The following is a 1261-nucleotide window of genomic DNA, read 5'->3' as shown; positions in this document are numbered from 1 at the left end:
ATATAGAGAGAGTTTTGAACCGACTGACCTTATTAGGAGCAATTTTCCTAGGACTGGTAGCTGTAGTACCAACTGCAGTCGAAAGCGCCACTGGTGTAACCACATTTAGGGGATTAGGTGCCACATCGTTGCTGATTTTGGTGGGGGTTGCCATTGACACAGCCAAGCAAATTCAAACCTACGTGATTTCCCAGCGTTACGAAGGTATGGTCAAGCAATAAAGCGATTGGGCAATGGGCGCAGCAGCTTTTTTAGGTGGATGAGCCTCAAATTTTCGGGTCAGTTGGTTGTTGTTCATTGCCTAGGACAAAAACCAACTGACACATTACCCATGACACATGACACATGAAGAGATTAATCTTTTTAGGACCTCCAGGAGCAGGTAAAGGAACTCAAGCCAAAATTGTGGCTGAACAACTAGGGATTCCTCACATTTCCACCGGGGAAATTTTGCGAGGGGCTGTAAGTGCTCAAACCCTCCTGGGTCAAAAAGCTCAGTCCTATATGGATAAAGGAGAATTGGTGCCTGACGAGTTGCTCATAGATCTGATCCGCGATCGCCTAAATCAACCCGATGCTCAAAATGGTTGGATTTTAGACGGTTTTCCCCGTAACGTCAGCCAAGCCCATTTCTTGAATGACCTGTTGCAGGAGCTTGACCAAACTTTGGATGGTGCCATCAACCTAGAAGTGCCAGATCAGGTTTTGATCGACAGACTATTGGAAAGGGGTCGTAAGGAGGGACGTACAGATGATAATGAGGAAACTATCCGCACACGTCTTGAGGTCTATAACCATCAAACAGCTCCTTTGGTGGAATTTTACCGAGAACACTCAGCTTTAAAATCTATTAATGGTGATCTCTCCTTAGAGCAAGTCACCGAATCGATTAAACAGGTTCTAGCGTAATGATTTTAGGGTAAGCCCATGCGTAAGGGCGGAAACCCCCTGCGTGGGGCATGGAAGCCATCATCTGACCCTATTGTAGCGAATACCTTACCACTAGCCTAATACTTAGACTAATTTAGACTAATGGTTATTCTAATGGTTCGACCGGTGTAACCTATGCCTTGAGCTAGGCCACGGGAAAAATGCTTCCCTGACCGCGCTACTCCAAAGTTGGTTTTAAACTAGTTTAGTTGGTATAATTTAGGATTTGATAAAATATGTTAAGACTCCCTGAATTAAATAATCAAAATTTAGAACATAGGGGGATAGTTGTATTGAGGTTAAAACACTTTGGCTAAACAAGACTTAATTG

At 43.9% G+C, this 1261-nt stretch carries 1 protein-coding gene and 1 pseudogene; both read left to right on the top strand.

Annotated features, from left to right (window positions below; all coding sequences use genetic code 11):
* Positions 1-221: pseudogene (locus F6K38_RS42310) on the top strand (preprotein translocase subunit SecY); the annotation flags it as partial.
* A 124-nt stretch (positions 222-345) separates the two neighbouring features.
* Positions 346-909 carry an adenylate kinase gene (locus F6K38_RS42305; RefSeq protein ID WP_008191180.1) on the top strand — a complete coding sequence of 188 codons (564 nt, stop codon included), beginning with the start codon at positions 346-348 and terminating at the stop codon, positions 907-909.
* The last annotated feature ends 352 nt before the right edge of the window (positions 910-1261 follow it).

Source organism: Moorena sp. SIO3B2 (genome assembly GCF_010692525.1).
GTDB classification, from domain to species: Bacteria; Cyanobacteriota; Cyanobacteriia; order Cyanobacteriales; family Coleofasciculaceae; genus Moorena; species Moorena producens.
This window is presented reverse-complemented; position numbering and strand designations above follow the sequence as displayed.

Excerpts from the sequence above, each read along its gene's own strand:
- F6K38_RS42305 (WP_008191180.1), top strand. The coding sequence starts at position 346 with ATGAAGAGATTAATCTTTTTAGGACCTCCAGGAGCAGGTAAAGGAACT.